Origin of the sequence: Glutamicibacter sp. BW78, assembly GCF_002332245.1 — a bacterium.
GTDB lineage: Bacteria > Actinomycetota > Actinomycetes > Actinomycetales > Micrococcaceae > Arthrobacter_H > Arthrobacter_H rhombi_A.
The window spans coordinates 152581-177557 of sequence record NZ_NRGU01000030.1; the positions used below are offsets into that span (position 1 = coordinate 152581).

35 protein-coding genes are annotated in these 24977 nt (G+C 62.5%); 4 read left to right on the forward strand and 31 right to left on the reverse strand.

Annotated features, from left to right (window positions below; all coding sequences use genetic code 11):
- The first annotated feature begins 105 nt into the window (after positions 1 to 105).
- Positions 106 to 1449: a UDP-glucose/GDP-mannose dehydrogenase family protein gene (locus CIK75_RS05110; RefSeq protein WP_096223368.1), complete on the forward strand. Its 1344-nt coding sequence runs from the start codon at positions 106 to 108 to the stop codon at positions 1447 to 1449.
- On the opposite strand, the gene CIK75_RS05115 is transcribed toward CIK75_RS05110, so the two are convergent.
- Together CIK75_RS05115 and CIK75_RS05120 are read right to left on the reverse strand one after the other, a co-directional pair.
- Positions 1446 to 2927: an NAD(P)H-hydrate dehydratase gene (locus tag CIK75_RS05115; protein WP_096223369.1), complete on the reverse strand. Its 1482-nt coding sequence runs from the start codon at positions 2925 to 2927 to the stop codon at positions 1446 to 1448. The two genes, CIK75_RS05110 and CIK75_RS05115, sit on opposite strands and share 4 nt — an antisense overlap.
- A 3-nt stretch (positions 2928 to 2930) precedes the next feature.
- Complete coding sequence (locus CIK75_RS05120; RefSeq protein WP_087000362.1) at positions 2931 to 3281, reverse strand: holo-ACP synthase; 351 nt, start codon at positions 3279 to 3281, stop codon at positions 2931 to 2933.
- A gap of 147 nt (positions 3282 to 3428) precedes the next feature.
- Between CIK75_RS05120 and CIK75_RS05125 the strand changes: the two genes are divergently transcribed.
- Positions 3429 to 4004, forward strand: a complete 576-nt coding sequence (locus CIK75_RS05125) for a DinB family protein (protein WP_096223370.1) — start codon at positions 3429 to 3431, stop codon at positions 4002 to 4004.
- 62 nt (positions 4005 to 4066) lie between these two features.
- On the opposite strand, the gene glmS is transcribed toward CIK75_RS05125, so the two are convergent.
- Positions 4067 to 5941: a glutamine--fructose-6-phosphate transaminase (isomerizing) gene (gene glmS / locus CIK75_RS05130; RefSeq protein ID WP_096223371.1), complete on the reverse strand. Its 1875-nt coding sequence runs from the start codon at positions 5939 to 5941 to the stop codon at positions 4067 to 4069.
- Between the two features lie 126 nt (positions 5942 to 6067).
- On the opposite strand from glmS, the gene coaA reads away from it, so the two are divergent.
- Together coaA and mscL are read left to right on the forward strand one after the other, a co-directional pair.
- The gene (gene coaA / locus CIK75_RS05135) at positions 6068 to 7027 is read left to right on the forward strand and encodes a type I pantothenate kinase (protein WP_087000633.1); all 960 of its coding nucleotides are present in this window, start codon (positions 6068 to 6070) and stop codon (positions 7025 to 7027) included.
- A gap of 72 nt (positions 7028 to 7099) precedes the next feature.
- Positions 7100 to 7489: a large conductance mechanosensitive channel protein MscL gene (mscL, locus tag CIK75_RS05140; RefSeq protein WP_087000355.1), complete on the forward strand. Its 390-nt coding sequence runs from the start codon at positions 7100 to 7102 to the stop codon at positions 7487 to 7489.
- Positions 7490 to 7606: 117 nt separating this feature from the next.
- Here mscL and glmM read toward each other — a convergent pair whose 3' ends face one another.
- The 28 genes from glmM to rpsS all read right to left on the reverse strand — a co-directional run bounded on the left by glmM (position 7607) and on the right by rpsS (position 24975).
- A complete protein-coding gene (gene glmM / locus CIK75_RS05145; RefSeq protein ID WP_087000353.1) occupies positions 7607 to 8953 on the reverse strand; it encodes a phosphoglucosamine mutase in 1347 nt (448 codons plus the stop codon).
- A gap of 156 nt (positions 8954 to 9109) precedes the next feature.
- On the reverse strand, positions 9110 to 9613 hold the full coding sequence (gene rpsI, locus CIK75_RS05150) for a 30S ribosomal protein S9 (protein WP_087000351.1): 504 nt from the start codon (positions 9611 to 9613) through the stop codon (positions 9110 to 9112).
- A gap of 41 nt (positions 9614 to 9654) precedes the next feature.
- Positions 9655 to 10098 (reverse strand): 50S ribosomal protein L13, encoded by a 444-nt coding sequence (gene rplM, locus CIK75_RS05155; RefSeq protein ID WP_087000349.1) that lies wholly within the window; start codon positions 10096 to 10098, stop codon positions 9655 to 9657.
- Positions 10099 to 10415: 317 nt separating this feature from the next.
- The gene (locus tag CIK75_RS05160) at positions 10416 to 11354 is read right to left on the reverse strand and encodes a tRNA pseudouridine synthase A (protein WP_096223372.1); all 939 of its coding nucleotides are present in this window, start codon (positions 11352 to 11354) and stop codon (positions 10416 to 10418) included.
- Positions 11355 to 11487: 133 nt separating this feature from the next.
- Positions 11488 to 11988 (reverse strand): 50S ribosomal protein L17, encoded by a 501-nt coding sequence (gene rplQ, locus CIK75_RS05165; protein ID WP_087000345.1) that lies wholly within the window; start codon positions 11986 to 11988, stop codon positions 11488 to 11490.
- Positions 11989 to 12069: 81 nt separating this feature from the next.
- The gene (locus CIK75_RS05170; RefSeq protein WP_087000343.1) at positions 12070 to 13080 is read right to left on the reverse strand and encodes a DNA-directed RNA polymerase subunit alpha; all 1011 of its coding nucleotides are present in this window, start codon (positions 13078 to 13080) and stop codon (positions 12070 to 12072) included.
- A gap of 171 nt (positions 13081 to 13251) precedes the next feature.
- Positions 13252 to 13653 carry a 30S ribosomal protein S11 gene (gene rpsK / locus CIK75_RS05175; RefSeq protein ID WP_087000341.1) on the reverse strand — a complete coding sequence of 134 codons (402 nt, stop codon included), beginning with the start codon at positions 13651 to 13653 and terminating at the stop codon, positions 13252 to 13254.
- A gap of 37 nt (positions 13654 to 13690) precedes the next feature.
- On the reverse strand, positions 13691 to 14065 hold the full coding sequence (gene rpsM / locus CIK75_RS05180; protein ID WP_087000339.1) for a 30S ribosomal protein S13: 375 nt from the start codon (positions 14063 to 14065) through the stop codon (positions 13691 to 13693).
- 157 nt (positions 14066 to 14222) lie between these two features.
- Entirely contained in the window at positions 14223 to 14336 is a 114-nt protein-coding gene (rpmJ, locus tag CIK75_RS05185) for a 50S ribosomal protein L36 (protein ID WP_087000337.1), read from the reverse strand.
- A 79-nt stretch (positions 14337 to 14415) separates the two neighbouring features.
- Entirely contained in the window at positions 14416 to 14637 is a 222-nt protein-coding gene (gene infA / locus CIK75_RS05190; RefSeq protein ID WP_007271050.1) for a translation initiation factor IF-1, read from the reverse strand.
- A 239-nt stretch (positions 14638 to 14876) separates the two neighbouring features.
- Entirely contained in the window at positions 14877 to 15707 is an 831-nt protein-coding gene (gene map, locus CIK75_RS05195; protein ID WP_087000335.1) for a type I methionyl aminopeptidase, read from the reverse strand.
- Between the two features lie 125 nt (positions 15708 to 15832).
- Entirely contained in the window at positions 15833 to 16408 is a 576-nt protein-coding gene (locus CIK75_RS05200) for an adenylate kinase (RefSeq protein WP_096223373.1), read from the reverse strand.
- The gene (gene secY, locus CIK75_RS05205; RefSeq protein ID WP_096223374.1) at positions 16405 to 17709 is read right to left on the reverse strand and encodes a preprotein translocase subunit SecY; all 1305 of its coding nucleotides are present in this window, start codon (positions 17707 to 17709) and stop codon (positions 16405 to 16407) included. The genes CIK75_RS05200 and secY overlap by 4 nt, the downstream gene beginning before the upstream one ends.
- A 247-nt stretch (positions 17710 to 17956) precedes the next feature.
- Positions 17957 to 18412: a 50S ribosomal protein L15 gene (gene rplO / locus CIK75_RS05210; RefSeq protein WP_087000330.1), complete on the reverse strand. Its 456-nt coding sequence runs from the start codon at positions 18410 to 18412 to the stop codon at positions 17957 to 17959.
- Positions 18413 to 18414: 2 nt separating this feature from the next.
- A complete protein-coding gene (rpmD, locus tag CIK75_RS05215) occupies positions 18415 to 18621 on the reverse strand; it encodes a 50S ribosomal protein L30 (protein WP_096223375.1) in 207 nt (68 codons plus the stop codon).
- A 3-nt stretch (positions 18622 to 18624) separates the two neighbouring features.
- A complete protein-coding gene (gene rpsE / locus CIK75_RS05220; protein ID WP_087000326.1) occupies positions 18625 to 19335 on the reverse strand; it encodes a 30S ribosomal protein S5 in 711 nt (236 codons plus the stop codon).
- Positions 19332 to 19703, reverse strand: a complete 372-nt coding sequence (rplR, locus tag CIK75_RS05225) for a 50S ribosomal protein L18 (RefSeq protein WP_087000324.1) — start codon at positions 19701 to 19703, stop codon at positions 19332 to 19334. Before rplR ends, rpsE begins: the two co-directional genes overlap by 4 nt.
- Positions 19704 to 19705: 2 nt before the next feature.
- Entirely contained in the window at positions 19706 to 20242 is a 537-nt protein-coding gene (rplF, locus tag CIK75_RS05230; RefSeq protein ID WP_087000322.1) for a 50S ribosomal protein L6, read from the reverse strand.
- Positions 20243 to 20260: 18 nt separating this feature from the next.
- Positions 20261 to 20659, reverse strand: coding sequence for a 30S ribosomal protein S8 (gene rpsH, locus CIK75_RS05235; RefSeq protein ID WP_087000320.1), 399 nt, complete (start codon positions 20657 to 20659; stop codon positions 20261 to 20263).
- Between the two features lie 60 nt (positions 20660 to 20719).
- Positions 20720 to 21292: a 50S ribosomal protein L5 gene (gene rplE / locus CIK75_RS05240; RefSeq protein WP_087000318.1), complete on the reverse strand. Its 573-nt coding sequence runs from the start codon at positions 21290 to 21292 to the stop codon at positions 20720 to 20722.
- Positions 21292 to 21654, reverse strand: a complete 363-nt coding sequence (rplX, locus tag CIK75_RS05245) for a 50S ribosomal protein L24 (RefSeq protein WP_087000316.1) — start codon at positions 21652 to 21654, stop codon at positions 21292 to 21294. Before rplX ends, rplE begins: the two co-directional genes overlap by 1 nt.
- 2 nt (positions 21655 to 21656) lie before the next feature.
- A complete protein-coding gene (gene rplN / locus CIK75_RS05250) occupies positions 21657 to 22025 on the reverse strand; it encodes a 50S ribosomal protein L14 (protein WP_087000314.1) in 369 nt (122 codons plus the stop codon).
- Between the two features lie 397 nt (positions 22026 to 22422).
- A complete protein-coding gene (gene rpsQ / locus CIK75_RS05255) occupies positions 22423 to 22713 on the reverse strand; it encodes a 30S ribosomal protein S17 (protein ID WP_087000312.1) in 291 nt (96 codons plus the stop codon).
- Positions 22713 to 23030 (reverse strand): 50S ribosomal protein L29, encoded by a 318-nt coding sequence (gene rpmC / locus CIK75_RS05260; protein ID WP_087000310.1) that lies wholly within the window; start codon positions 23028 to 23030, stop codon positions 22713 to 22715. The genes rpsQ and rpmC overlap by 1 nt, the downstream gene beginning before the upstream one ends.
- Before the next feature lie 2 nt (positions 23031 to 23032).
- On the reverse strand, positions 23033 to 23449 hold the full coding sequence (gene rplP, locus CIK75_RS05265) for a 50S ribosomal protein L16 (RefSeq protein WP_087000308.1): 417 nt from the start codon (positions 23447 to 23449) through the stop codon (positions 23033 to 23035).
- Positions 23450 to 24271 carry a 30S ribosomal protein S3 gene (gene rpsC, locus CIK75_RS05270; RefSeq protein WP_087000306.1) on the reverse strand — a complete coding sequence of 274 codons (822 nt, stop codon included), beginning with the start codon at positions 24269 to 24271 and terminating at the stop codon, positions 23450 to 23452. It lies immediately after the preceding gene.
- Positions 24272 to 24637: a 50S ribosomal protein L22 gene (gene rplV / locus CIK75_RS05275; protein ID WP_087000304.1), complete on the reverse strand. Its 366-nt coding sequence runs from the start codon at positions 24635 to 24637 to the stop codon at positions 24272 to 24274.
- 56 nt (positions 24638 to 24693) lie between these two features.
- Entirely contained in the window at positions 24694 to 24975 is a 282-nt protein-coding gene (rpsS, locus tag CIK75_RS05280; RefSeq protein ID WP_087000303.1) for a 30S ribosomal protein S19, read from the reverse strand.
- Between the last annotated feature and the right edge of the window lie 2 nt (positions 24976 to 24977).

Sequence of the window (24977 nt, forward strand, 5' to 3'; positions counted from 1 at the left end):
TGTCGGCAGCACCCTTCGCCCAGCACGTCGTTTCAACGGCTTTCCGTCAGGTGTCGTTAGCATGGTCAAAGCCCCTCAAGGCACGGCCCCAACAGTTAGGCGCATATGACGCTCAAGATTTCAGTGATCGGTACCGGATACCTCGGCGCAACCCATGCCGCGTGCATGGCCGAGCTCGGTTTCGACGTCATCGGCGTGGATGTGGACCCGCAGAAGATCGAGCGTCTCTCCGTTGGCGATCTACCCTTCCATGAGCCCGGTCTGCCGGAGCTGCTGGTCAAACATGTCCAATCGGGGCGTTTACGTTTCACGACCGACTATGCCGAGGTCGGGGGATGGGCCGATGTTCATTTCATCGGTGTCGGCACTCCTGAGCGGATCGCCGATGGCGGGGCGGATATCAGTTTCGTCGATGCTGCCGCCCGGTCGTTGGCACAGCACATCACCCGAGACGCGCTCGTGGTGGGCAAGTCCACCGTTCCTGTCGGCACCGCCCGCCGGCTGGCCGAACTGCTCGCCAAGGAGTCCCGCGAAGGTGTCGAGCTCGAGGTGGCGTGGAACCCTGAATTCTTGCGTGAGGGTTTTGCGGTGAAGGATACGTTGGCTCCGGGGCGGCTGGTGTTCGGTGTCGAATCCGAAAAGGCCACTGACCAGCTGCGTGAGGTCTACGCCCAGGCGCTAAGCCAGGACACTCCACTGATCGTCACCGACTTCGAGACCGCCGAGCTGGTCAAGGTCGCTGCCAACGCGTTCCTGGCCACCAAGATCTCCTTCATCAACGCCTTCTCCGAGGTCACCGAAACCGTGGGCGGAGACATCCGCACCTTGGCCGACGCCTTGGGCTACGACGAGCGCATCGGCCGCAAGTTCCTCAACGCCGGGATCGGTTTCGGTGGGGGCTGCCTGCCCAAGGACATCCGCGCCCTCCAGACCCGGGTCAGCGAACTCGGGCTGAACCACACCATGGATTTCCTGCATAACGTCGACGACATCAATCTGCGCCGCCGCGATCGAGTCGTCTCCTTGGCACATCAGATCCTCGATCATGAGGTGGTTGGGCGACGGATTGCCGTCTTGGGTGTGGCCTTCAAACCCGATAGCGACGATGTCCGTGACTCCCCCGCGCTGGATGTGGCCGGCCGACTCTTCAACGACGGCGCCGAGGTCATCGTCTACGACCCGCAGGGCAATGAAAATGCCCGACGCCGGTTCCCCCGGCTGGGATACGCGGACTCCGTTGCCGAGGCAACCCAGGATGCCGACCTGGTCCTTCTGCTCACCGAATGGAAGGAATTCAAGGAGCTGACGCCCGCTGATCTTCGCCCCAGGGTCCGCGGCATGCGGCTGATCGACGGACGCAATGTCCTAGACCATGGGCAGTGGACGGAGGCCGGCTGGACCGTAGCCGCCTTGGGCAGGATGTTCCCGGACCCCGCAGGGCAACTCTAGAAGCTGCCCTGCCCGGCGACCCGCGCCAACTGTCCGGCCCCGAATCCCCCGTGCTGGCCGGCCACCCGGGCCGCGTCCCCGTGACGGTAGGCGGCCGTGGCGGCCAGTTCGACCAGTGCCCGGGTTCCCCCGCCGGCATGGGAGGTGGCCAACATGGCCCCCAGCATTCCGGTGAGGACGTCACCACTGCCTGCGGTGGCCAATGGCGCCGGCCCGTTGAGGTTGATGATGGTGTAGCCGTCGGGGGCCACACAGATCGTCGTATGCCCCTTGAGCAACACCACCGAGGAGTAGCCGACAGCCGCCCAGCGGGCCCACCGGACAGGATCCTCGCTGATATCTGCCGCGGTGGCCCGGACACCGACCCGAACCAGCAGGTCTTCCAGTTCCCCGACGTGTGGGGTGAGGATGAGCCGGGCATGGCCCTGGCCCGGCTGCAAGGTCCGCAGGGCGCTCGCGTCGACGATGGCAGGAAGTCCCGCCCCGAGCACCTGCTCGACGGCGGCGAGCTGGGCTGGGTCGTCATCGATCCCTGGTCCCATGGCCCAGGCATCGACCCGGACATCGGCTCCGTCTGCCGGCACGGCTTCGGGCACCGCCTGGGTGATGAGCTCGGCGGCACGTTCGGGGGCCAGCGTGCGCAACATCCCCACCGAGGTGTTCACCGCAGCGGTGGCCGCCAGGACCGCGGCCCCCGGGTAGCGTGGCGACCCGGCGATCAGCCCCAGCACTCCGCGCGAATACTTATGGTCTTGGGATGTTGGCCGCGGTGTGGCGGCCTCGGCGTCCGTTGAGGTGAGAACCCGCAGGTCGGGTTGGCCCAGAAGGTCTTCAAGACCGATGTCGACGACCTCGATGTTTCCTGCCAATCGTCGACCTGCCCCGACGCAGAGCCCGGTTTTCAGGGCACCGAAGGTGACCGTCAGGTCGGCGGCAAGGACCCCGTCGGAGGCGGCACCGGTATCGGCATCGACCCCCGAGGGCAGGTCGCAGGCGACCACAGGTACATCTGCGGGGATCTCCGGCAGTGCGATGGCACCCCGGGCTCCGGTGCCCAGAACAGCGTCAATGACCAGGTCCACGTCGGCCAACGCCTCACTGGCTTCACGGAAGCGGCGCGCCTGAGCTCGGGCGCTCGAATCGGGGGTCCCCCCGCCGGATACGACCCGGCCCCCGGAACGGGTGAAGGCCTCCAGACCCTCAGGGTGGGCGTGCCCGCCCAACAGGATGGCGGTGCAGGCCACTCCCCGCCCGGCCAGCCGTGCCATCGCGTAGAGGCCGTCGCCACCATTGTTGCCGGTGCCGATCAGGGCGGCGACATGGGCACCGTAGACGCCCCCGTAGCGGGCACGCAGCAGGGCCATGATGTGGTGGGCCAGCCCGTGGGCCGCCCGACGCATCAGGGATGCCCCGTCCTGCCCTTGGAGGAGCCCGGCCTCGGCAGCACGGATCTGGGTTCCGGTATAGGCATTAATCATGTTCTAACGCTCCGCAATGACCATGGCCGTGGCCAGGTCTCCATCGTGGCTGAGGGATAAGTGCCAATGACGGACACCCTTGGCTTCAGCGACCTCGGCCACCGTGCCGTCGATCTTCACTTGTGGGGCACCTGCGGCGTCCATGACGACCTGGCAATGCTGCCAGTTCATGCCGGCCGGAGCACCGAGTGCTTTGGCGACCGCTTCCTTCGCGGCGAAGCGTGCCGCCAACGACCGCATGTTCAGCGCGCGCTCTGCCGGCACAAAAAGTCGCTCACATAACGCCGGGGTTCGTTCCAATTGCGTCGTGAAACGGGAAACCTGCACGACGTCCACACCAATGCCCACAATCATTCCCCCAGCCTATCGGTTTCGGAGTCCTCATATGGTGGTCATGCGCAGGTGACGCGCGCTATCGCTGAACCGGTTCCAGGCGTAGCGTCGCTGACATACCTGCCGGCCGCCATCGTGCCGGAAGAGCAGCCCACGAAAGGACCACCGATGAGCGCGAATATTGCCCGCGAACTTCTACGCGACGGATTCGATCGTGTGGCGCAGACCGTCCGTTCGGTCACCAGCGGTACCGATGCCAGCGTTCTGCTGTATCAGCCCGACCCCCAGTCGAATCATGCCGCTTGGCTGATCTGGCATCTGACCCGTGTGCAGGACGACCATATGGCGGACCTCGCTGCCGTGCTCGGCGGTGCCGAGGCTCCCTCCCCCGGTGCGGCACAGCACATCCCAGCGGGGCAATTATGGCTCGAACATGGCTGGGCGCATCGCCTGGCGCTGCCCTATGAGGAGTCGGACACCGGGTTCGGACATGACGCCGAGCAAGTCCGGGCCTTCGACAACGGCGATTCGGGCCTTCTCTCCGCCTACCATCAGGCGGTCCACGACCGCACCCTGCAGATCCTCGAGTCCCTCGGTAGCGGGGACTTCGAACGGATCGTCGATACGCGGTGGGAGCCTCCGGTGACGGCCGCCTCCCGTTGGGTGAGTGTTCTCAACGACACCACCCAGCATGCCGGTCAGGCAGCCTATGTGCGCGGACTCGCCGAACGGGCGTTGGGGTAGGTGATCAGCGAAGGAGCCCGGTGCATGAACACGTCGAGCTCCTTCAGCGGGTGCGGATCTGCCTACTCGACCGTGACGGACTTCGCCAGGTTGCGGGGCTGGTCGACGTCAAAGCCCTTGGAACTGGCCAGTTCACAGGCAAAGAGCTGCAGCGGCACGGTGGCCAGCAGCGGCATCAACAACGTCGGAGTCTCCGGAACGTAGAAGACAAATTCGGCGTAGTCCCTGACTGCTTCGTCCCCGGATTCGGCGATCACCAAGGTCTTGGCTCCTCGCGCCCTGACCTCCTGGATATTAGAGACGACCTTCGAATGCAGTGAATGCCGTCCCCGCGGGGAGGGCACGACGACGAATACCGGCTGGCCGTCATCGATCAGCGCGATGGGCCCGTGCTTCAGCTCGCCCGCGGCGAAACCTTCGGCGTGGATGTAGGCGATCTCCTTGAGCTTCAAGGCCCCTTCCATTGCTACCGGGTAACCGACATGGCGTCCCAGGAACAGCACTGAGCTGGCCTCGGACATCGACCGGGCCAGCGTCTTGATCTCCTCCGCCCGGTCGAGGATGTCCTGGATCTTGGCGGGGATGTCCTGCAGGTCGGCCAGGATGTCCTTGATTTGGCCGGTGAACAGGTTGCCGCGCAACTGGGCCAGATAGAGTCCCAGCACGTAGGTGGCGGTGATCTGCGCCAGGAAGGCCTTGGTCGAGGCCACGGCGATCTCGGGGCCGGCGTGCGTGTACAGCACGGCGTCTGACTCGCGCGGGATCGTGGAACCGTTGGTATTGCAGATCGACAGCGTCTTGGCCCCTTGTTCGCGCGCATAGCGCACGGCCATCAACGTATCCATGGTCTCCCCCGACTGGGAGATGGAGACGATCAGGGTGTTGGCGTTCACGATCGGGTCCCGATACCTGAACTCGTGGCTGAGTTCGACCTCCACGGGGATGCGGCACCAATGTTCGATCGCGTACTTGGCGACGGAGCCGGCGTAGGCGGAGGTTCCACAGGCCAGCACGATGATCTTGGAAATATCGGCCAGCTCCGCGGAATCGATCCGCAATTCGTCGAGGGTCATCCGGCCCTCGGCGTCGTACCGGCCCAGGAGGGTATCGGCGACGGCGGCCGGCTGGTCGAAGATCTCCTTCTCCATAAAGGAATCGAATCCACCCTTTTCCGCGGCTGCCGCGTCCCAATCAACATGGAATTCGGTGCCTTCGGCAGGGTTGCCTTCAAAGTCGGTGATGACGTGATGATCCGGGGTGATGGTGACCACCTGGTCCTGCCCCAGTTCCACCGCACGCCGGGTGAAGTCAATGAAGCCGGAGACGTCGGAGCCCAGGAAGTTCTCGCCCTCCCCGAGCCCGAGGACCAGCGGCGAGTTCCGTCGTGCGGCCACGACCACGCCGGGCTGGCTTTCATGGATGGCCAACAGAGTGAACGCGCCTTCGAGCCGCTGGCAGGCCAGCTGCATGGAGCGGGCCAGATCCCCGCCGCCGGCGTGAGTGTAGATATCGCCCAGCAGCACGGCGGCAACCTCGGTGTCGGTTTCCGAGTCGAAGACATGGCCAGCAGCGAGGAGTTCGGCGCGCAAATCTGCAAAATTTTCGATGATGCCATTGTGGATGACGGCCAGCTTCCCGCCGTCGGCCAGATGCGGGTGAGCATTGACGTCAGAGGGGCCACCATGGGTGGCCCACCGGGTGTGGCCGATGCCGGTCAGCGACGGCGGCAGCGGACGGGCTTCGAGTTCGCCGATCAGATTGGCCAGCTTGCCGGCCTTCTTGCGCGATTCGAGCCCTGCTTCTCCGATCACCGCGATCCCTGCGGAATCGTAGCCACGGTATTCCAACCGGCGCAGCCCCTCCAGAACCACGTCAAGGGCCCCATGGTTACCGGTCGTTTTTTCTGGACGGCCTACATAGCCAACAATTCCACACATGCGCACAAGAATACCGCGCCGAAGAACCGATATTGATCATTTCCGGCCCCCGAAACGAGTGGCCGCCACGGCTGGTGGCTGCGCTCCGGTTTGGGAATACGAGGACCTGCTTGGCACAATTCAGTGGTGAGCGCCCCCCGAGACCACGACGCCGGAGTCTCCCCTTTTGTGGAACTGGACCGGCAGACCTGGGCACGACTGTCCAACGAGATCACCCAACCGCTCGACGAGGGGGATCTGATCAGGCTCAGTGGGTTGGGTGAAAAACTTGATCTCAAGGAAATCAAGGACGTCTACCTTCCCCTCTCCCGCCTGCTGAACCTCTATGTGCAGGCAGCCGGACAGTTACATCAAGCCACGAACACCTTTTTGGGCGAATCGACCCGACGCACCCCCTTCGTCATCGGCGTTGCCGGCTCCGTGGCCGTCGGGAAGTCCACGACGGCCCGCGTACTCCAGGAGATGTTGCGCCGGTGGCCGGATACCCCCAATGTCGAGTTGGTGACCACCGACGGGTTCCTGCACTCCAACGAAGTGTTGGAACGCCGCGGGCTGATGCATCGCAAGGGGTTTCCTGAGGCCTACGACCGGCGCGCCTTGCTCCGCTTCGTTTCGGCGGTCAAGTCCGGCGCCGAGGAGGTTCGTGCCCCCTGGTACTCACATCTGACGTACGACATCGTCCCCGGCAAGGAAGTCGTCGTTCACCGCCCCGACGTGCTCATCGTGGAGGGACTGAACGTGCTGGCCCCGGCCCAGGTCAGAAGCGATGGGACGGCCGGTTTGGCGCTCAGCGACTTTTTCGATTTCTCCGTCTACGTTGACGCCCAGACCCAGGCGATCGAGAACTGGTACGTCAAGCGGTTCATGAAACTGCGCAGCGGCGCCTTCGCGGATCCTGCCTCCTACTTCCACCGGTACTCCAGCCTGTCCGACGATGAAGCCCGCGAAACCGCTTTGGGGATCTGGCGCCGGATCAACGAACCAAACCTCCGGGAGAATGTCCTTCCCACCCGTGGCCGCGCCCAGCTGGTGCTCACCAAGGACAGCGATCATTCAATCCGGCGCATGCTGCTGCGCAAAATCTGACCAACAGGTCATCAATAAAACCATTGGATCTAAATCCCCACGTGCCCGGCAGACATCTGTATAGTTGTTCGCATGTTACAGGGATTCAAGGAATTCATCATGAAGGGCAACGTCGTTGACCTTGCCGTCGCCGTCGTCATTGGTGGCGCCTTCGCCACAGTGATCGATGCGTTAGTCAACAGCGTTCTGATGCCGTTGATCTCGGTGCTCGTCGGCACCCCGAACTTCGATAACTTCCTGGCCGTCGGCCCGGAGCACGCGATCAAGATCGGCGTCCTGCTCACCGCAGTCGTCAACTTCTTGCTCGTCGCTGCGGCAATCTACTTCGTCGTGGTCATGCCCATGAACAAGATGATTGAACGCCGCAACGCCCGTCTGGGCATTCTTCCCGAAGAGGAGGAAATCGATCCACAAGTCCTTCTGCTCACCGAAATCCGCGACTCCCTCCAGCCGCGTACTTAGTTTTCTTTGAAGGACCGGCTGCTACCTGCAACCGGATAAACCCAGCGGGCCCCGTCTCAGGACGGGGCCCGCTCGATTTTCATGGTTAGGTTCTGTTCGACCTGCCGGCCTCTGTGGTCAGAGCGCCAATTCGTTCTTGACGACACCGGCCAACCGGCTGGCCACATCGTCGGCGACGAGGTGGTCGGTCGCCTCGACCATCACCCGGACGACCGGCTCGGTACCGGAGGGACGCAGCAATACCCGTCCGGCACCGCCTAATTCGTTTTCCGCGCCCTGGACGGCCAATGAGACCGCTGCGTTGGAGTGCGCGGCGTGCTTGTCCACGCCCTTCACGTTGATCAGCACCTGTGGAAGGACCTCCATGACGGCCGCCAATTCCTTCAGGGTCTTCCCCGTGGCTGCCACGCGCGCGGCGATTTGCAAACCGGTCAGGACGCCATCACCGGTGGTGGCGAAGTCGGAGAAGATCACGTGCCCTGACTGTTCACCACCGAGGGTGAACCCGCCGTCGCGCATGCCCTCCAGAACGTAGCGGTCCCCCACCCCTGTTTCGGCGATGGTGATGCCCGCGGCTTCCATGGCCATCTTCAAACCCAGGTTACTCATGACCGTGGCCACGAGCGTGTCATCCTTGAGCTTGCCGGCTTCCTTGAACGCCACGGCCATGATGGCCATGATCTGGTCCCCGTCCACGACGCTGCCTTCGTTGTCAACGGCCAGGCACCGGTCGGCATCCCCGTCGTGGGCAATACCCAGGTCGGCCCCCTCGGACAGGACCTTCGCCTGAAGCATCTCCAAATGGGTCGAGCCGCAACCGTCGTTGATGTTGTTTCCATCGGGATTCGCCCCGATCACCACCACCTCTGCCCCAGCGGCGGCGAAGGCATCCGGTGAGCAACCGCTAGCCGCGCCATGGGCACAATCCAAGACGATCTTCAGCCCTTCAAGACGGTGCGGCATGGTCTTGAGCAGATGGACCACATAGCGGTCCTCCGCATCCGCGAAGCGTTGAATCCGGCCCACGTCCGCGCCGAGCGGCCGGGGGGACTCCCGATCCAGCTCGGCTTCGATGGCATCTTCTTGAGCGTCGGAGAGCTTCTGGCCTCCGCGGGCCAGGAATTTGATGCCATTATCGGGTGCCGGGTTATGGGAAGCGGAGATCACAACACCGAAGTCCGCTTCGATATCGGCGATGAGGTAGGCGGCCGCCGGGGTCGGCAGGACGCCGGCATCGAAGACGTCGACCCCCACGGAGGCGAAACCAGCTTCGATGGCTGCGGAAATGAAATCACCACTGATTCGAGGGTCACGTGCGATCACGGCCACCGGGCGGGTTCCCTCGGCAACAGTTCGCAGACCAAGCACCACTGCTGCTGCCTGCGCCAAGTTCATGGCGAGTGCCGGGGTGATCAGTTCGTTTGCTTTTCCACGCACACCATCGGTGCCAAATAATCTAGCCATCCCGCCCATCTTATCGCCCGGAAACGATAAAAATGTGGCGACTGGCAACGATCCGGCCACACTTTCACCCTCGCACGGCCCCATTAAGCGGCCGAGGGCCCCACGGCATATGCCGTGGGGCCCTCGGTGGGAACCCTAGGGTTCCAGGGAAGCAGATTAACGCTTCGAGTACTGCGAGGCCTTGCGTGCCTTCTTGAGGCCAGCCTTCTTGCGCTCGATGACGCGGGCGTCACGAGTCAGGAAGCCGGCCTTCTTCAGGGCCGGACGGTTGTTCTCGCGGTCAATCTCGTTCAATGAGCGAGCAACACCCAGGCGCAGTGCGCCGGACTGGCCGGAAGGCCCGCCACCGTGGATGTTGGCGATCACATCATACGCACCGTCGAGCTCCAGGAGCTTGAACGGATCGTTGACTTCCTGCTGGTGCAGCTTATTCGGGAAGTACTCCTCCAGCGTGCGACCGTTGACGGTCCACTGGCCGGTGCCCGGGGACAACCGAACGCGGGCGATAGCCTGCTTGCGACGGCCGACGGCGGAGCCACCGACTGTCAGTGCCGGACGTTCCTTGACGACGGTCTCTTCGGCCGCCGGGGACGACTCGGAGGTGTAGGCGGACGGAGCCGCACCCTCGGTTTCATTCAGCTCTTCAGTGTTCTGAGCCACGATTCTCCTTGAAAACTAGTCTCTTGTTTCGGGGCCCAGCGCTACTGCGCGACCTGGGTGATTTCGAAGGTCTTGGGCTGCTGGGCAGCATGCGGGTGCTCGGCTCCGCGGTAGACCTTGAGCTTGCCCAGCTGCTGAGCAGCCAGGGAGTTCTTGGGAAGCATGCCCCTGATGGCCTTCTCAACTGCCTGAACCGGGTTCTTTTCCAACAGTTCGGCGTAGCTGACGGACCTCAGACCACCCGGGAAACCGGAGTGGCGGTAGGCGCGCTTCTTTTCGAGCTTGGCGCCGGTGAGGGCAACCTTCTCGGCGTTGATGATGACGACGAAGTCACCCATGTCCATATGAGCTGCATAGGTGGCCTTGTGCTTGCCGCGCAGCAGGGTTGCGGTCTGGCTGGCGAGTCGGCCCAGCACGATGTCAGTGGCGTCGATGACGTGCCACTGGCGATCTGCGTCGCCGGGCTTCGGAGTGTACGTACGCACGTTTATTGCCTTCGTTTCCTTGGATACTGGTCAAGCGTTCCACCTGCGGCAGCTGTGAGATCCACCAGCAGGGAAGAGCACTGTGTTATCGATGCGCTGTACCAGTTCTTCAGGTGAGGTCTGAATCTAACCGGCCATCCATCAGCTGCCTGCAGTCTCCACAGACCAGGGCCCTGCAACTGGGCCGTCACGCGGAAAAAGTTGTGTCAGGCATAGGACATGCACAACAGCAGCCTACTTTACCGTATGCGCGGCCCGGCACCAAAAGCCGCGATACCGGGCCTTTACTGCTCCCCTGTTCTGGGCCCCAGGGCGCCTCAGGATCGTTGCAGGTCTTCGGGACGACGCCGCGCGCGGGTGGTTTCGGCACGCAGGCCCAGCTGGTCGTCTTCCGGGTAGGCCACCTGTTCCAACACCAGCGGATGCGGTGCAGCCATGCGGGTCCGATGGTCTCGGATCGGCTCCGCGATCCGACGTTCCACCCATCCCGGAGCTTCCTCCCCATCGCCGACCCGCAGGACCGCGCCGATGAGGGTGCGCACCATGTTGTGGCAGAACGCGTCGGCTTGGAGGCTGGCCACTAATATGCCGTCCTCGGCCCGGGTAAAGGTAAATGCTTCCAGGGTCCGAATGGTGGTGGCGAAGTTCTTGGGCCGGCAATAGGACAGGAAATCATGTCGGCCGAGGGCAACCTGTGCCTCGGTGTTCAGGAGGCCCGGGTCCAGCTCCCGCGGATGCCATAACGTCATGGACCGGGTGAGTGGGTCCCACCGATGCTGCCCGTCGGCGATGCGGTAGCTGTATCGGCGCCAGAGTGCGGAGAATCGCGCGTCAAAACCATCTGCTGCAGCCCTCGCCTCGTGGACGAAGACCTCTCCCCCGATGCGGGACGTGACACCGCGGACGCGTCGCAGCAGCGCCTCGTCTTCGGTCAGGTTCTTTCCGCGGGGCAGGGCCCGGTATTCGGCTTCGGTCAGATCAAAATGGGCGACTTGGCCCCTGGCGTGGACTCCCGCGTCCGTCCGGCCGGCGACCGTGGTGCGGACGTCACGCCGAAAGAGCAGCCCCAGGGCCTCCTCAAGGCTCCCCTGGACCGTACGCCGCCCCGGTTGGGTGGCCCAGCCGGAGAAACTAGAGCCGTCATAGGCCAAGCGCAGGCGGATGCGCACGGTCGCTGGTTCCACGGTGTTGGCCCCGGCCACGCCGATTCCAGCGTCGGGCACACGTCCGCTGGCGGTGTCGAGGGGGAAGTTCATGAACCGAGTCTAGAAGCGGTGCACGCTGTGGCGCCATTTGGGTGGGGCACGCCGCTCACGACGAAGGGGCCGGGACCATCCCGTGGGATGGTCCCGGCCCCTTCTGAAGAGGAGTCGGCTTTAGGGCCGGTCCTTACTTATCGTCGGATGCCTCGGTGGCTTCCGCCGGAGCCTCGGTCTCGGCGACCTCGGGCTCGGCAACCGGAGCGGACGTCTCGGCAGCCTTGGTGGCTTCCTTCACGACGGCCTGCTTCGGGGAAACGGGCTCGAGGACCAGTTCGATGACAGCCATGGGGGCGTTGTCGCCCTTGCGGTTGCCGATCTTGGTGATGCGGGTGTAGCCACCTTCACGCTCGGCCATGGCCGGGGCGATGTTGGTGAACAGCTCGTGCACCACTGACTTGTTGGTCCGGTTGCGCGAGGCAATAGCCGCCTGGACGCGACGACGCGAGGACAGGTCTCCGCGCTTCGCGAAGGTGATCAGGCGCTCGGCGTAGGGACGCAGGCGCTTGGCCTTCGTCACCGTCGTCGTGACCGACTTGTGCTCGAAGAGCTGGGTCGACAGGTTCGCCAGCATGAGGCGCTCGTGGGCTGCTCCGCCTCCGAGGCGCTTTCCCTTGGGTGGGGTAGGCATTGTTTTTTCTCCTAGATGGAGCCCGCCGCCCCGCGCAACGGCGCGGGCCTTGGGGCAAAGTACATTACTTTGAAGGCGGCCTTAGGCCTCTTCGTCACCGAATTCGGCGTCGTCCTCGTCACTGGCGGCTACACGCGCGGCCAGATCAAACCCTGGAGGTGAATCCTTCAGGGACAGACCCAGCTCGATCAGCTTGGCCTTGACCTCGTCGATGGACTTGGCACCGAAGTTCCGGATGTCCATCAGGTCGGCCTCGGAGCGAGCAACCAGCTCGCCTACCGTGTGGATTCCCTCGCGCTTGAGGCAGTTGTACGACCGGACGGTCAGCTCGAGATCTTCGATCGGCAGAGCCATGTCGGCGGCGAGTGCGGCGTCCGTCGGGGACGGGCCGATCTCGATGCCTTCGGCGGCCGAGTTCAGCTCGCGGGCGAGTCCGAACAGTTCAACCAGGGTCGTGCCTGCCGAAGCGACGGCGTCGCGGGGCAGGATGGAGTCCTTGGTCTCGACGTCGACAATGAGCTTGTCGAAGTCGGTGCGCTGCTCGACACGAGTGGCCTCCACACGGAAGGTCACCTTCAGAACGGGTGAGTAGATGGAGTCGACCGGAATACGGCCGATCTCGGCATCAAGGCTCTTGTTCTGCGCCGCCGAAACGTAGCCGCGGCCACGCTCGATCGTGAGTTCCATATCGAACTTGCCCTTCGCGTTCAACGTCGCGATGTGCAGATCCGGGTTGTGGAACTCGACGCCGGCCGGCGGGGTGATATCCGCGGCCGTGACGACGCCGGGGCCCTGCTTGCGCAGGTAGGCGACGACTGGCTCGTCATGCTCTGAGGACACAGCAAGGTTCTTGATGTTCAGGATCAGTTCGGTGACGTCTTCCTTCACACCCTGAACGGTCGTGAACTCGTGCAGCACGCCGTCGATGCGAACACTGGTGACAGCTGCACCAGGGATCGAGGACAGCAGCGTACGGCGCAGCGAGTTGCCCAGGGTGTAGCCGAAACCCGGCTCCAAGGGCTCAATCGTGAACCGTGAACGGTTCGGGGCAACTACTTCTTCGGTAAGGGTGGGGCGCTGTGCAATAAGCACTTACATTTCCTTTCAGCGAGCATCCGCTATATGACGCAACACATGTGGGTGGAAACGACGTCTGCCGTCAGGCGTCCGTCTAGATCGGGCGAATGATCCGCAGTTGGCGCGCGCCGCCGTCGTCCCCGGAATACGGAGACGACGGCGGCACAGGCCTATAACTGGGTCAAACTAGACGCGGCGGCGCTTCGACGGGCGGCAACCGTTATGGGCGCTCGGGGAAACATCCTGGATGGATCCCACTTCGAGGCCGGTGGCCTGCAGTGAGCGGATGGCGGTTTCGCGACCCGAACCCGGTCCCTTCACGAACACGTCGACCTTCTTCATGCCGTGTTCCTGGGCACGCTTGGCGGCCGACTCGGCTGCCATCTGCGCGGCGTACGGGGTCGACTTGCGTGAACCCTTGAATCCGACCTCGCCGGCCGAGGCCCACGAGATGACGGCACCGGTCGGGTCCGTGATGGACACGATGGTGTTGTTGAAGGTGCTCTTGATGTGCGCCTGACCAAGCGCGATGTTCTTCTTGTCCTTGCGACGCGGCTTGCGGACCGCTCCACGAGTCTTTGGGGGCATTGCTAACTCCTACGAAGTATTTGGCTGGGACCGCTGTTTAGCGGGTCTTCTTCTTACCGGCGACGGTGCGCTTCGGGCCCTTGCGGGTGCGAGCGTTGGTCTTGGTGCGCTGTCCGCGGACCGGCAGGCCCTTGCGGTGGCGAATGCCCTCGTAGGAGCCGATCTCTACCTTGCGGCGGATGTCGGCCGAAACTTCGCGGCGGAGATCGCCCTCGACCTTGAAGTTGCCCTCAACGTAGTCGCGCAGCTGCAGGAGCTGGTCGTCACTGAGGTCCTTCACACGAGTTTCCGGGGTGATCCCGGTCTCGGCAATAGTTTGTTCTGCACGGGTTCTACCCACGCCGTAGATGTATGTCAGCGCAATGACAACACGCTTTTCGCGCGGGATGTCTACGCCTGCAAGACGAGCCATATTGGTGTCTTCCTTACATGATTTTCGGAGGTCTGGAGGCAGCACATCCCGTTTCCAGGTCCCCGGCCTCCGTGCCCGGGGGTATGCGTCCCGCGTAATGGACGCCGTACTGCCGATATTCGATTACTACGCGCAGGTTGAGATTCCCGAAGGAGACTTAGCCCTGACGCTGCTTGTGGCGTGGATTTGCGCAGATCACCATGACCCGCCCATTACGGCGAATCACCTTGCACTGCTCGCAGATCGGCTTCACGCTAGGGTGAACCTTCACGGTATTTCCTTTGCGGTTGCGGTTTCAGTGGAACGATAACGACCTTCGCTCCCCCGGAAGACCGGGAGGACGGAAGTCCCTACTTGTAGCGGTAGACGATGCGTCCGCGATTGAGGTCGTACGGGCTGAGTTCCACCACTACGCGATCCTCAGGAAGGATTCGAATGTAGTGCTGACGCATCTTTCCCGAGATAGTGGCAAGTACCACGTGTCCATTCGGCAGCTCAACGCGGAACATCGCGTTGGGCAGTGCTTCCGACACGGCGCCTTCTACCTCGATGACACCCTCTTTCTTGGCCATATCCTCCGCTAACGTTTGTGCCGGTCGCTGACGCTTCCGACGTGTATGTTCGTGGCTGACGAGCGCCCGTGCCCGACAGCAGCATAAGACCGCGTGTTTTTTGGGCACAAACGTAGAGACAACCAACAAATAATCCTACGCTCTGGAACCCAATATGCGAAATCCCCGGTTTGATCACTGCGCACCTGCCGGAAGAGTGGTAATGCTCCTCGACAGGGACCTTTCTTCTGCCGCGGCACCTAGTCCTGGAGCGGTGCCGGGGTGATCCCGAACGGTGCCAGGCCGGCCGCACCGCCGTCGTGCGCTGACAGTACCCAGATCCCTCCGAGGTGTACCGCCACCGAATGTTCCCACTGCGAGGCTCTCGACCCGTCGGTGGTCACGACCGTCCAGTCATCATCCAACGTGCGGGTTTCGATGCCCCCGCGGACCAACATCGGCTCAATGGCCAGGCACATGCCCGGCTTTACCCGTGCGCCGCGGTCCCCGGACCGGTAGTTGAGCACGTCCGGGGCCTGGTGCATCTCCGTGCCAATGCCGTGGCCGACATAATCCTCCAGAATCCCCAACGGCTCACCTTCGACGGAACTGACGTAGTCGTCGATGGCTTCTCCGATGGCGCCAACGAATCGTGCGTTGGCCAGGGCGGCGATTCCCCGCCACATGGCTTGCTCGGTGACATCGGAGAGCCGCTGGTCGGCGGGGTCAGGAGTACCCACCAAAATGGTCCGCGCGGAGTCTGAATGCCAGCCATCGATGATGGCCCCACCATCAATTTTCAGAACGTCCCCATCGGCGAGTACATAGTCGGAGGGGAACCCGTGAACGACCTGATCGTTCACCGAAGCGCAGATCGTGGCAGGGAACCCATAGTAGCCCTTGAAGTTCGAGGTGGCCCCATGACGTTCCAGCACGCCTTCGAAGAGCGCATCGAGTTCTGCCGTCGTGGTCCCGATACGTGCGGCGTCAACCACGGTGTCCAACGCTTCGGCCAGCACCAGTCCGGCTTCTCTCATTTTACGGATCTGTGCGTTGGACTTGTACTCGATCTTGGGCTGGCCGAATGCCATGCGGTGTTCCTTTGTTTCGTTGTTCATCTGCGGGGTGCTTCTCGGTAAACACCCCTGAAATGCCGCGACGGCCGCCCCACGCGAGAGAGATCACGTGGAGCGGCCGTCGGTTCAGGCGGGTGACGTTAGGACGCGTCGCCTTCGAGGGCGCTCATCACACGGTTGGTGACCTCGTCGATGTCGCCCAGCCCGTCGACGTGGCGGACGATACCCCGTTCGAGGTAACGGTCCACAACGACCTGGGTCTGCTTTTCGTAGACATCCAGGCGGTGCCGGATGACTTCCTCGGTGTCGTCTGCCCGGCCTTCGACCTCGGCCCTCTTGAGCAAGCGTGCCACCAGCTCATCGGAGTCGGCGGTCAACTGCAGGACGATATCCAACGAGGTCTTGTTTTCCTCTAGGATCGCGTCGAGTTCGTCGACCTGGGCCGAGGTGCGCGGGTAGCCGTCCAAGAGGAAACCTTCGGCCACGTCATCCTGCTTGAGACGGTCGCGCACCATGCGGTTGGTGACCGAATCGGGGACATAGTCGCCGGCGTCCATGTATTGCTTGGCTTCGATCCCCAACGGGGTTCCGCCCTTGACGTTGGCACGGAAGATGTCGCCCGTGGAGATCGCAACGATCCCCAGCTGCTCCGTAATACGTGCTGCCTGCGTTCCTTTGCCCGAACCAGGCGGGCCAATGATCAAAAGTCTGGTCATCGCAGAAGTCCTTCGTAGTGTCGCTGTTGCATCTGGGCGTTGATTTGCTTAACCGTTTCCAGTCCCACACCAACCATGATGAGGACCGAGACGCCGCCGAACGGGAAGTTCTGATCGGCCTTGATCAGGACGAAGGCGATCAATGGCGTCAGGGCGATCAGGCCAAGATAGATGGCTCCGGGGAACGTGATGCGGCTGAGCACGTAAGACAGGTAGTCCGCCGTGGGCTTGCCGGCACGGATACCCGGAATGAATCCACCGTACTTCTTCATATTGTCCGAGACCTCGATCGGGTTGAACGTGATCGCGACGTAGAAGTAGGTGAAGAATATGGTCAGCAGCAAGTAGACGAGCATATACAACGGGCTACTACCGCTGAAGTTGCTTTGGATCCAGGCGGCCCAGCCGGGCAGCGAACCATCGGGGTTCATATTGAACTGGATGAGCATCTGCGGCAGCGCCAACATCGATGACGAGAAGATCACCGGGATCACGCCGGCCATGTTGACCTTGATCGGGATGTAGGTGGAGCTGCCCCCGACGGTGCGTCGACCCACCATGCGCTTGGCGTACTGCACCGGCACACGACGCTGGGACAGTTCGACGAAGACGACCAAGGCCACGACGCACAGCCCGATGATGATGACTCCGGTGAAGACGCCCCACCCCTGGGTGCTGGCGATGGAGCCCATCGAGGAGGGGAAGCCCGAAGCGATCGACACGAAGATCAGGATGGACATGCCATTGCCGACACCCTTTTCGGTGACGAGTTCGCCGAGCCACATGATCATGCCTGTGCCGGCGGTCAAGACGATCACCATGAGCAGGATGTGCACAATGCTCTGATCGGGAATGATCGGCAACTGGCAGCCTTGGAAGAGGTTTCCGCTGCGGGCCAACGACACCAAGGTGGTGGCCTGCAGGAGTCCGAGGGCGATCGTGAGATAGCGGGTGTACTGCGTCAGGGTCGCCTGACCGGCCGCGCCTTCCTTATGAAGGTCTTCGAACCGGGGAATGACCACGCGCAGCAGCTGCACGATGATGGAAGCGGTGATGTAGGGCATGATCCCGAGTGCGAAGATCGAGACCTGCAACAGGGCGCCGCCACTGAAGAGGTTGACGAACTGGTAGAGCCCACCGGAAGTATCGCCCATTTCAAGGCATTGTTGGACGTTGCCGTAGTCGACCCCTGGCGCGGGAATGTAGACGCCGAGACGGTAGATGGCAATGATGCTGAGCGTGAACAGCAACTTACGTCGCAGGTCAGGCGTCCGGAAGACCCGGGCAATGGCGCTGAGCAAGCGTCCTCCTGAAAGGTGTGGTTTCGGCCTGATGCCGTAATGGACTTCTGAGAGTCTACCGGTTCTCGGGACTGTTCGAAGCAGTGGGACGGCCGGTGCCACCGTGAAGTGGCCCCGGAACTAGGTGCCCGGCAGGTGGTGGGGTTCTCCCATCGTTCCGTGGGGCGGGATGCGAAAGGTCCCCAGCGCGCCGGGACCTGCCCGGGCGTTGGGGACCTTTCAGCTGTGCCGTGCTTTCATCGGGACCTTAGAGCGAGGTCACCGAGCCGCCGGCGGCAGCGATCTTATCCGCGGCTGACGCCGAGAAGGCGTCGGCCTTGACGTTCACCTTGACGGTGATGTCGCCGGAACCCAGGACCTTGACGGGCTGGTTCTTACGAACCGCACCCTTCTCGACCAGGTTGTCGACGGTGATGTCGCCGCCTTCGGGGAACAGTTCCGAGATCTTGTCCAGGTTCACGACCTGGTACTCGATACGGAACGGGTTCTTGAAGCCGCGCAGCTTCGGCAGGCGCATATGCAGCGGCAGCTGCCCGCCTGCGAAGCCGGCCTTGACCTGGTAGCGGGCCTTGGTGCCCTTCATACCACGGCCTGCGGTCTTGCCCTTGGACGCTTCACCGCGACCCACACGGGTCTTGCTGGTCTTAGCGCCTTCGGCGGGACGCAGGTGGTGTACCTTCAGTGACTTTTCGTTACTGGCCATGATTACTTCGCCTCCTCAACCTTTACGAGGTGCTGAACCTTGTTGACCATACCGACGGTCACGGCATCGGCGTCACGCACCACTGTGTGGTGCATACGCTTCAGGCCGAGTGACCGCAAGGTGTCACGCTGGTTCTGCTTGCCGCCAATGACGGACTTGGTCTGGGTGATTACCAGCTTCGCGTTGCTCGCGACAATGTTCTTCGCCACAGCTTACGCACCTGCCTTCTGGTTGAGCGTGCGCAGCATCTGGGCCGGCACGACTTCGTCCATCGGCAGTCCACGGCGCGCAGCAACTGCGGCCGGCTCCTCCAGGGCCTTCAACGCCGCGACGGTGCCGCGAACGATGTTGATCTGGTTGGCGGAGCCCATGGACTTCGACAGAACGTCATGGATACCAGCGCACTCGAGCACGGCACGCACCGGACCACCGGCGATAACGCCGGTACCCGGAGCAGCCGGACGCAAGAGCACAACGCCAGCGGCGGCTTCACCCAGCACCAGGTGCGGGATGGTGGTGCCGACGCGGGGAACGCGGAAGAACGACTTCTTGGCTTCTTCAACGCCCTTGGCGATGGCCGCGGGAACTTCCTTGGCCTTGCCGTATCCGACGCCGACCATGCCGTTGCCGTCGCCCACCACAACAAGTGCGGTGAAGCTGAAGCGGCGGCCGCCCTTGACGACCTTGGACACGCGGTTGATAGCTACCACGCGCTCAAGGAACTTGTCCTTGTCATCGTTGCGGCTGTCCTTGGAATCGCGGCCGCGGCCACGTCCCTCGCCACGGCCACGGCTTTCGCCACGACCGCCCTTTTCGCCGCTCTTTTCGTTGCGACGACCGGCGGAGGTGTTCTCCGTCGTGGTCGTAGCTGCCTCAGTGGTTTCCGACACCTGAGTTTCCTTCTCGTTAGTAGCTTCGCTCACAGTGCCAGCCCACCTTCCCGCGCGCCGTCCGCTACCGCGGCCACTCGGCCGTGGTACCTATTGCCTCCGCGGTCAAAGACCACGGTATCGATGCCTGCGGCCTTGGCACGCTCAGCGATCAGTTCGCCGACGCGCTTGGCCTTGGCGGTTTTGTCACCGTCGAAGGAACGAAGGTCCGCTTCCATGGTGGACCCGGATGCCATCGTGACGCCCTGGCTGTCATCGACAACCTGGACGAAGATGTGGCGAGCCGAACGGTTGACCACCAGGCGCGGGCGCAGGCCCGAACCGGTGACACGCTTGCGGACGCGCAGATGGCGACGGCTGCGAGCTGCGGCCTTGCTCTTACCCTTAATTGAAAGAGCCATGTTTACTTACCAGCCTTTCCGACCTTGCGGCGGATAACTTCGCCTTCATAGCGGATGCCCTTGCCCTTATAGGGATCCGGCCGACGGAGCTTGCGGATGTTGGCTGCAACTTCGCCAACCTGCTGCTTGTTGATGCCGGAGACAATCACCTTGTTGTTGCCCTCAACGGCGAGCGTGATGCCCTCCGGAGCTTCAACGGGGACCGGGTGCGAGAAACCCAGAGCGAACTCCAGGTTGCTGCCCTTGGCCAGCACGCGGTAACCGGTGCCGTGGATTTCCAGCTTCTTGGAGTAGCCGTCGGTGACCCCGGTGATCATGTTGGAGATCATCGTGCGGGTCAGGCCATGCAACGAACGCGATTCGCGCTCGTTATCCGGACGCGACACCGTGAGGACATTGTCCTCCAGGGCAACCGTGATCGGGGAGACAACGGTGAAGTTGAGCTCGCCCTTGGCGCCCTTGACGGCAATCTCGGATCCGTTGACCTTCAGGTCGACGCCGGCAGGGATAGTGATTGGAAGTCGTCCAATACGTGACATGGTGCTTCTCCCTTCCCGTTACCAGACGTAGGCGAGGACTTCCCCACCTACACCCTTCTTGGCTGCCTGGCGGTCCGTCAGGAGACCCGAGGACGTGGACAGAATGGCGATGCCGAGTCCACCAAGGACATGCGGCAAGTTGGTGGACTTCGCGTAAACGCGGAGGCCCGGCTTGGAAATACGGCGGACGCCAGCGATGGAACGCTCACGGCTCGGACCGAACTTCAGGTTGATGGTCAGGTTTTTGCCTACCTCGGCGGCCTCTTCGACGAAGTCGCCGATGTAGCCTTCCGCCTTGAGGATCTGGGCAACGCGCACCTTCAGTTTTGAAGACGGCATGGACACGGTGTCGTGGTATGCCGAGTTCGCGTTGCGCAGACGAGTCAGCATGTCTGCGACAGGATCTGTCATTGTCATTTGGGCTGAGGCCCTTCCTCGCTACGGTTTCCGCTCCCGCGGACCTGCAACGTAGTTGATCTAGTTATCGTCGGTCCTGAACGGGAAGCCCAACGCCTTGAGGAGCGCGCGGCCTTCTTCGTCGGTCTTGGCGGTGGTCACCACAGTGATGTCCATGCCGCGGACCCGGTCAACCTTGTCCTGGTCGATTTCGTGGAACATTGCCTGTTCCGTGAGACCGAAGGTGTAGTTGCCGTTTCCGTCGAACTGCTTGCCGTTCAGACCGCGGAAGTCGCGGATACGCGGCAGAGCCAAGGTGACCAGGCGGTCAACGAATTCCCACATGCGATCGTTGCGCAGCGTGGCGTGGGTGCCAATCGGCATTCCCTCGCGCAGCTTGAACTGTGCGATCGACTTGCGGGCCTTGGTCACGAGCGGCTTCTGGCCTGTGATGGCCGTCAGGTCGCGAACAGCGCCTTCGATGAGCTTGGAATCCTTGGCTGCCTCGCCGACACCCATGTTCACAACGACCTTGACCAGGTTCGGGACCTGCATCACGTTCGTGTAGCTGAACTCGGTCTGCAGAGCTTCGCGGACCTCGGAGCGGTACTTCGCCTTCAGGCGCGGCTGAACCTTTACTGCTGTTTCAGTCATTAGAGTGCCTTTCCGGAAGCCTTGGCGTAACGAACACGCACAGTCTTCTTCACGCCATTCGTTTCCACGGTTTCTTCGCGGAAGCCAACGCGGGTCGGCTTCTTCGACTCGGGGTCAATGACCGCGACGTTCGAAACGTGGAGGGGAGCCTCAACGACCTCAATGCCGCCCGTGGAGGCGCCGCTTTCGGTCTGGCCGGCCCGAGTGTGCTTGGTGACGCGGTTGATGCCCTCGACGAGCACGCGGTTCGCCTCGGGGAACACCTTCAGGACCTTGCCCTGCTTGCCGCGGTCTCCACCGCGATCGGCCTTGGCGCCGGTGATGACCTGAACCAGGTCACCCTTCTTGATTTTTGCGCCCATGGTTACAGCACCTCCGGAGCCAGCGAAACGATCTTCATGAACTTCTTATCGCGAAGTTCACGCCCGACGGGACCGAAGATACGGGTACCCCGCGGCTCGGTGTCCGCCTTGAGGATGACCGCTGCGTTCTCGTCGAACTTGATGTACGAACCGTCGACGCGGCGACGTTCCTTCTTCGTGCGGACGATGACGGCCTTAACCACATCGCCCTTCTTGACGTTGCCGCCAGGGATTGCATCCTTGACGGTGGCGACAATAGTGTCGCCGATGCCTGCGTAGCGACGTCCGGATCCACCGAGAACACGGATGGTAAGGATTTCCTTAGCACCGGTGTTGTCAGCCACCTTGAGTCGCGACTCCTGCTGAATCACTTTCAACTCCTGTCGTCTCGCCGGTTCTCCTAGGGAGCCTTGCGGAACGGATATGGTCCATCTGCGACGCTCGCTTACCCCCATCTCCAACACAGGCAGGATTCACGGGGAATCCGATGCTGCTGGGGAAATCGGGCCGAGGCGAAATGCCGCAGAGCCGTGCCGCGCACCGAGCCCGGATCAGACCGGGCCGCGCACGAATGCCTGCCATGAAGGTGGATAGTCCTCGCAACAGAGCGCACAGGCTGTCGAGTCTACGCCAGAGGTGCGCTGAGGACCAAACCCGTGATATGGGGGCCACGCAAGCGGCCTCTTAACAAAAGCACGACGCCGGTGCGCTCCCCTCTCGGGGCGCTCACCGGCGTCGTGCTTTAGATCCCTGCGGATCGGGAGGAGGCTACTTGGCCTTCTCCACGATCTCGACCAGGCGCCAGTTCTTGTCCTTGGACAAGGGGCGGGTCTCAGCGATGATCACCAAGTCGCCGATACCGGCGGTGTTGGCTTCGTCGTGAGCCTTGATCTTCTTATTACGACGCATGACCTTGCCGTACAAGGCGTGCTTCACACGGTCCTCGACGTCAACGACGATGGTCTTCTGCATCTTGTCGGAAACCACGTACCCGCGGAGGGTTTTGCGGTAACCGCGAGCTTCTGCTGCTTCAGCCACTGCGTTCTCCTTCTCGCTCATTACTTGGCTTCCTCAGGTGCATCGGCCGGCTCGGCCGTCTTCGAGGACTTCTTGGCCTTCTTATCGGCCTTGACTTCCTCGACGGGGGTCGAAACCTCCGCACGAATTCCGAGCTCACGCTCGCGCATCACGGTGTAGATGCGTGCGATATCGCGCTTGACCGACTTCAGACGACCATGCGACTCGAGCTGACCGGTGGCGGACTGGAAACGAAGGTTGAACAACTCTTCCTTCGCCTTTTTCAGTTCCTCGACCAGACGGGCGTTATCGTAGCCATCCAGCTGTTCGGTGGCGAGATCCTTGGATCCGATTGCCATACCTATTCACCACCCTCACGACGCACGATGCGTGCCTTCAGCGGCAGCTTGTGGATCGCCAGGCGCAGGGCCTCGCGAGCTACCTCATCGGTAACACCGGAGAGTTCGAAGAGAACCCGTCCCGGCTTGACGTTTGCAACCCACCACTCAGGTGAACCCTTACCGGAACCCATACGGGTTTCGGCAGGCTTCTTGGTCAGCGGGCGGTCCGGATAAATGTTGATCCAGACCTTACCGCCACGCTTGATGTGACGGGTCATGGCAATACGGGCAGCTTCGATCTGACGGTTGGTCACGTAGGCCGGTGTCAGGGCCTGGATTCCGTAGTCACCGAAGGAGACCGTGGTGCCGCCGCTAGCCATGCCCGAACGATCCGGGTGGTGCTGCTTGCGGAACTTTACTCGGCGTGGGATCAGCATTTAAGCCTGCCCTCCTTCTGCGGACGCCGGAGCCTGAGCCGCCGGAGCAGCTTCGGTTGCCGGAGCGCCGGTGTTGCGGTCGTTACGACGACGGCGATCTCCACCCGGTCCACCCGGACGTCCACCGCCACGCTCGCCACGGCCACGGGCCGGGGCAGCAGCGTTCTGTGCAGCAAGTTCCTTGCTGGTCAGGTCGCCCTTGTAGATCCAGACCTTCACGCCAATGCGGCCGAAGGTGGTCTTCGCTTCGAACTTGCCGTAGTCGATGTTCGCGCGCAGGGTGTGCAGCGGCACACGACCTTCGCGGTAGAACTCCTTGCGGGACATTTCCGCACCGCCCAGACGACCAGCGCACTGGACACGGATGCCCTTGGCGCCTGACCGCATGGCGGACTGCATGGCCTTCTTCATCGCACGGCGGAAAGCCACGCGTGAAGCAAGCTGTTCGGCGATGCCCTGGGCAACCAGCTGAGCTTCGATCTCGGGGTTCTTGACCTCGAGGATGTTCAGCTGAACCTGCTTGCCGGTGAGCTTCTCCAGCTCGCCGCGGATGCGATCGGCTTCGGCGCCGCGGCGGCCGATGACGATGCCCGGGCGGGCGGTGTGGATGTCAACGCGGACACGATCGCGGGTGCGCTCGATCTCCACCTTGGCGATGCCGGCACGGTCCATGCCGGTGGTCATGAGCTCGCGGATCTTGACGTCCTCGCGGACGAAATCCTTGTAGCGCTGACCCGGCTTGTTACCGTCGGCGAACCAGTGCGACACGTGGTCCGTGGTGATGCCGAGACGGAACCCGTTTGGGTTGATCTTCTGTCCCATTTACTTTTCCCCACCCTTCTCCGGGCTTGAAACAACCACGGTGATGTGGCTGGTGCGCTTGTTGATGCGGTAGGCGCGGCCCTGGGCCCGCGGCTGGAACCGCTTCATCGTCGCACCTTCGTCAACGAAGGCTTCGCTGATGAACAGCTCGTCCTCGTTGAACGCAACACCATCACGGTCGGCGGCGACACGGGCGTTTGCCACGGCCGACGCAACTACCTTGAGTACCGGCTCCGAAGCACCCTGCTGGGCAAACTTCAGAATCGCCAGAGCCTCATTCGCCTGCTTGCCACGAACAAGGTCGACGACGCGCCGGGCCTTCATAGGCGTTACGCGGATATGGCGCGCAATTGCCTTGGCTTCCATTGCTTTCCTTCTCTCGTCTATCAAAGGGATGCTCAGCGCTCAATAACCCTTGCGGGTTAGCGGCGCTTACCCTTCCTGTCGTCCTTTACGTGGCTGCGGAATGTCCGCGTCGAGGCGAATTCGCCGAGCTTGTGCCCGACCATCGACTCAGTGACAAACACGGGAATGTGCTTGCGTCCGTCGTGTACGGCGATCGTGTGCCCGAGCATGTCGGGGATGATCATCGAACGGCGGGACCACGTCTTGATGACGTTCTTGGTGCCCTTTTCGTTCTCAGCAGCTACCTTCACAAAAAGGTGCTGATCGACGAAGGGGCCTTTCTTCAGGCTGCGTGGCATGT